The 5,187-nt window shown below is 62.4% G+C and carries 6 protein-coding genes and 3 tRNA genes; all 9 read left to right on the top strand.

The annotated features are described in order from the left end of the window. Positions 1-358: uracil-DNA glycosylase family protein (locus tag R3217_10195; GenBank protein ID MDX1455811.1), on the top strand; the 358-nt coding region annotated here is incomplete at its 5' end. Between the two features lie 40 nt (positions 359-398). Continuing rightward, positions 399-2,249 (top strand): excinuclease ABC subunit UvrC, encoded by a 1,851-nt coding sequence (uvrC, locus tag R3217_10190; GenBank protein MDX1455810.1) that lies wholly within the window; start codon positions 399-401, stop codon positions 2,247-2,249. Further along, on the top strand, positions 2,236-2,841 hold the full coding sequence (gene pgsA / locus R3217_10185; protein ID MDX1455809.1) for a CDP-diacylglycerol--glycerol-3-phosphate 3-phosphatidyltransferase: 606 nt from the start codon (positions 2,236-2,238) through the stop codon (positions 2,839-2,841). Before uvrC ends, pgsA begins: the two co-directional genes overlap by 14 nt. 124 nt (positions 2,842-2,965) lie before the next feature. Next, positions 2,966-3,041 (top strand) — tRNA-Gly (locus R3217_10180). Between the two features lie 222 nt (positions 3,042-3,263). After that, a tRNA-Cys gene (locus R3217_10175) sits at positions 3,264-3,337 on the top strand. 55 nt (positions 3,338-3,392) lie between these two features. Further along, positions 3,393-3,479 (top strand) — tRNA-Leu (locus R3217_10170). Positions 3,480-3,548: 69 nt separating this feature from the next. Further along, a complete protein-coding gene (ccmA, locus tag R3217_10165; protein MDX1455808.1) occupies positions 3,549-4,181 on the top strand; it encodes a cytochrome c biogenesis heme-transporting ATPase CcmA in 633 nt (210 codons plus the stop codon). Further along, positions 4,178-4,852 (top strand): heme exporter protein CcmB, encoded by a 675-nt coding sequence (gene ccmB / locus R3217_10160; protein ID MDX1455807.1) that lies wholly within the window; start codon positions 4,178-4,180, stop codon positions 4,850-4,852. The genes ccmA and ccmB overlap by 4 nt, the downstream gene beginning before the upstream one ends. Before the next feature lie 33 nt (positions 4,853-4,885). Then, positions 4,886-5,187: heme ABC transporter permease (locus R3217_10155; protein MDX1455806.1), on the top strand; the 302-nt coding region annotated here is incomplete at its 3' end.

The following is a 5,187-nucleotide window of genomic DNA, read 5'->3' as shown; positions in this document are numbered from 1 at the left end:
TGACGGCCTGGAACTGCCGAACTGCCGCATCACCAATGCCGTTAAATGCCTGCCGCCGCAAAACAAGCCGGTCGGGGGCGAGATCAACGAGTGCAATCATTTCCTGGCCGCAGAGCTGGAACATCTCGAACCGGGAAGCGTGGTGCTGGCGCTGGGCAAGATCGCGCATGACGCGGTGCTGAAGGCGAGGGGATTGAAGCTCTCAGCGGCGAAATTCGCGCATGCAGCCGAGCACGACCTCGGCCACTTCACGCTGCTGGATTCCTACCATTGCAGTCGCTACAACACGAATACCCGACGCCTCACGACCGAGATGTTCGATGCCGTGATGGGCAGGGCCCGCGAACTCGCAGGCTGACGCTCTCATTGGCACGGCCACTGGTTTATCCTCACACCCCATGACCGACCGCGATTCACAACACGCCCCCGCTTTCGACCGGGACTTCGACCTGGCTGCGTTCCTCAAGACGCTGACCCAGCACCCGGGCGTGTATCGCATGTTCGACGCCAAGGGCGACGTCATCTACGTCGGCAAGGCAAAGAACCTCAAGCGTCGCGTATCGAGCTATTTCCAGAAGACGGCAAAGGACGCCAAGACCATGGCGCTGGTCGCCGCGGTCGGCAAGGTGGATGTCACCGTCACCAACACGGAGACCGAGGCGCTGATCCTGGAAGCAAACCTGATCAAGCAGTTCCGGCCGCGCTACAACATCCTGTTGCGCGACGACAAAAGCTATCCCTACATCCATCTCAACGACCATGAATACCCGCGTATCAGTTTCTACCGTGGCGCACGGAAGAAGAAAGGGCAGTTCTTCGGTCCTTACCCTTCGGCTGGCGCCGTTCGCGACACGCTGAACATCCTGCAGAAACTGTTCCAGATCCGCCCCTGTCGTGATTCCTTTTTCGCCAACCGTTCACGCCCCTGCCTGCAGTACCAAATCAAGCGTTGTTCGGCGCCTTGCGTCGGCTACGTGACGCCGGAGGAATACCAGCGAGATATCGACAATGCAGTGAAGTTCCTGCAAGGACGCAATGAAGAAGTGATCGAGGACTTCGGCCGACGCATGGATGCAGCGGCGGAAGCCCTCGAATACGAACGCGCCGCGATGCTGCGCGACCAGATTGCATCATTGCGCACGGCATCCGAGCGTCAGTATGTCGATTCGGACGGCGGCGATGTGGATGTGGTGGCCGCGGTGAAGAAGGGCGGGCTGAATTGTGTCGCCATTCTCTTCATTCGTGGCGGACGGTCGCTGGGTTCCAAGACCTGGTTTCCGCAACACGCCAATGACGCCGATGAATCCGAGGTGCTGACTGCCTTCCTGCCGCAGTACTACCTGGAACACGAACCGCCGAAACGCATCCTGCTCAACCACGGCATCGAAGATGCGAAGTTGCTGGAGGAATCGCTGGCCAGTGAAACCGGCAAGAAGGTGACGATCAGCCATCGCGTGCGCGGTGAGCGCCAGCGCTGGCTGGACATGGCCGCGCGCAATGCCGAGCAGGCAGCGACCACGCGGCTGGCCTCCGACATGACTCTGCAGCAACGCTTTGACAGCCTGGCGGATGCACTGCAGCTCGACACCCCGCCAACGCGCATCGAGTGCTTCGACATTTCGCATACGCGGGGTGAAGCAACAGTGGCATCCTGCGTCGTGTTCGGTCGCGAGGGCGCGATCAAGTCCGACTACCGGCGCTTCAACATCGATGGCATCGAGCCCGGCGACGACTACGCCGCCATGCACCAGGCGCTGACACGCCGCTACCTGCGCCTGAAAAAGGGGGAGGGCGTCATCCCGGACGTCCTGCTGATCGACGGCGGCAAGGGCCAGCTGCGGCAGGCGATCGAGGTGATGGAGGAGCTGCAGATCGACGACATCCTGCTGGTCGGGGTGGCCAAGGGGCCGAGCCGCAAACCCGGCCTGGAACAGCTGTTTTTGGCGGGGAGCGACAAGCCGCTTATACTGGCCCCGGATTCACCGGGCCTGCACCTGATCCAGCAGGTCCGCGACGAGGCACATCGCTTCGCCATTGCCGGGCATCAACATCGCCGCGGCAAGGCCAGGCGGGAATCGACACTGGAATCGATCGAGGGACTCGGTCCGAAACGACGCCAGGAACTGCTGAAAGCCTTTGGTGGCCTGCAGGGTGTCAGTCGGGCCGGGATCGAGGACCTTTCGAAGGTCAAGGGAATCAGCGGGGAGCTGGCAAAACGTGTCTACGAGTACTTCCATGGCAGCGACTGATGCCTGGCGACGACAGCTGCCGCTGGCCCTGACCTGGCTGCGCGTTGCCCTGGTGCCGGTCTTCGTGATTGTCTTCTACCTGCCATTCCAGTGGGCACGGCCCCTGGCCTGTTTCCTGTTCGCGCTGGCCGGCATCACCGATTTCATCGATGGCTATCTCGCCAGGAAGTGGGGCGTGGTGAGCAAGTTCGGGGCATTCCTGGACCCGGTCGCCGACAAGATCATGGTCGCCGTCGCACTGGTCCTGCTGGTCGAGGTCGATCCGAATCGCAGCGTGCTGCTGACGCTCTCCGCTGCGGTCATCATCGGCCGCGAGATCACGGTCTCGGCGCTGCGCGAATGGATGGCGGAAGAAGGCCTGCGTTCCAAGGTCTCGGTGTCCTGGATCGGCAAGACCAAGACCGTCCTGCAGATGGTGGCCATCGGTTTCCTGGTGTACGAGTACGACACCCTCATCTGGCCGATCGAGCTGCTCGGCCTGAGCATCGGCGTCTACGAAACCGGCATGCTGCTGCTGATCATCGCGGCCATCCTGACCCTGTGGTCCATGCTGGATTACCTGCGCAACGCCATGAAGGCCTTCCAGGATTGAGTGCTGCCCGGCGGCAATTGTGCAAAAGCTGACCAAGCGGCCTGTTTTCTAACGAAAAAACCGGTTTTTTTGCGTCTGGACGGTTGACAGGAAACGGCTCGGCACTAAAATAGCGTCCTTCTTTGCGGGAATAGCTCAGTTGGTAGAGCGCAACCTTGCCAAGGTTGAGGTCGCCAGTTCGAACCTGGTTTCCCGCTCCAGATTTACCGCTCCGGCAGGAGTGGATGGAAAGCCCCGGCAGCGCCGGGGTTTTTCATTTCCGGGTCCTCCACGGAACACTGTGAAGACCTGCGGCAATGCTTTCGATAGAGCCTGCAATGGGTTCTTCAGTATGGTAAATTTCCCGGGCTTTCGAGGCACTCATCGACAGCCTCCTGGGCCGCTCAAGCGGCCCGGCAAGACGCAGGGAAATTCGACACCCAGGCTGGGTGGCAGAGTGGTTATGCAGCGGCCTGCAAAGCCGTCGACGCCGGTTCGATTCCGACCCCAGCCTCCATTTCCTTTTCTTGTCCAGGCCTGACCGGGCGTCTCGATGGCATATCCAAGGCGTCGCCCGGGTGGCGGAATTGGTAGACGCAAGGGACTTAAAATCCCTCGGCCGCATGGCCATGCCGGTTCAAGTCCGGCCCTGGGCACCATCTTGGTCGATATCAATGCCTTTCTGCCTGCCGACACTCGGCGGGCCAAGCGCAGGACAGCGGCGGACCATGGACACGCAAACCCTGGTGCAGGTCAATAATCTGGCGGTTTACCGCGGCATGCATCGGCTGTTCGCCCAGCTGTCTTTCAGCGCCAGTTCCGGTGAAATCATCCATATTCGCGGCCTTAATGGCGCCGGCAAGACCACCTTGCTGCGCTGCCTGGCAGGCCTGACGCTGCCGGACGACGGCGAAATCGCCTGGTTCGGCGAGCCGGCTTCGACCCGACCCTCCGGTGATGCCCGTGCCGCCATGACCCTGGTGGGTCACAAGGACGGGCTGAAGAGCGGCCTGACGCCGCTGGAAAACCTGCGCCATGGCGATGGCCTGCGTGCCGATGAGCCCAAGCTGACCTGCTCGGAAGCGCTCGCGCGGGCCGGCCTGGCGGAACGACTGCATGTGCCGGTAGGGCAGCTGTCGGCCGGCCAACGGCGCCGTGCCGCGCTGGCACGCCTGCTGTCGCGCCAGACGCTGATCTGGTTGCTGGACGAGCCCTTTACCAGCCTGGATGTGGACGGCATTGCCGAGGTGACGAGCTGGATGCGCCAGCACGCCGAGGACGGTGGCCTGGTCTTGCTGACGTCGCACCAACCGCTGGCCATCGGGATGCCGGTGCGCGAGTTGTGGGTGGGGGCGCAATGAACGTCCTGGCCGCTGCGCGAAGCATCATCAATCGCGATCTGCTCATGGCGTGGCGGCGCCGTGGCGACCTGCTGAACCCGGTCCTGTTTTTCCTGATGGTGGCACTGGTCTTCCCGCTGTCCGTCAATCCCGAACCCGACTTCATGCGGGGGCTGGCTCCCGGTATCCTGTGGGTTGCGGCGCTGCTGGCCAGCCTGATTGGTCTCAATGGCCTGTTCATTCCCGATTTCGAGGACGGTTCGCTGGAGCAGCAGGCGATGAGTCCCGTGCCGCTCGCGTGGATTGCCTTCTGGCGAGTGGTCACGCACTGGCTGATCACCGGCTTGCCGTTGTTGTTGATGACCCCGGTGCTGGCCGTCCCGCTGGGCTTTCCCCTGGACGCCTTGCCGGCACTGCTGGCCTTGCTGCTGCCAGGCACGGTTGTGTTCAGCGTCCTCGGCGCCATCGGCGCCGCCTTGACGGTGTCCTTGCGCTCCTCCGGCATGTTGATGCCGGTGCTGGTGCTGCCACTGACCGTGCCGGTACTGGTGTTCGGCGCGCGGGGCGCACAACTCGCCATGCTGGGTGAATGGCCGGCCGGACCGTTCAGCATGCTGCTTTTCCTGATGGTGCTGGGCCTGGCCACGGCGCCGCTGGCAATTGCCGGTGGACTGCGTATCAGTCTCGACTGAACCAACTGACAAACTGCTGGAGTAAACAATCTGATGTGGTTGTGGTTTCACAAGCTGGCGTCGCCGCCGCACTTTTATCGCACGGCCGGGAAGATCGTTCCCTGGACGGGCTGGATCGCGCTCGGCCTGATGGCCTGGGGCCTTTATGGCGGCCTGTGGCTGGCGCCGATGGATTACCAGCAGAAGGATGCGTTCCGCATCATCTACGTGCACGTGCCCAGCGCCTGGATGTCGATGTTCATCTACGTTGCGATGGCCGTGGCTTCGGCCATTGCACTGATCTGGCGCATGAAACTCGCGCATGTCGCGGCCGCCTCGCTGGCACCCGTCGGCGC

The sequence above is a fragment of the Gammaproteobacteria bacterium genome (assembly GCA_033720895.1).
Taxonomy (GTDB): domain Bacteria; phylum Pseudomonadota; class Gammaproteobacteria; order Natronospirales; family JAJUFS01; genus JAWWBS01.
This window is presented reverse-complemented; position numbering and strand designations above follow the sequence as displayed.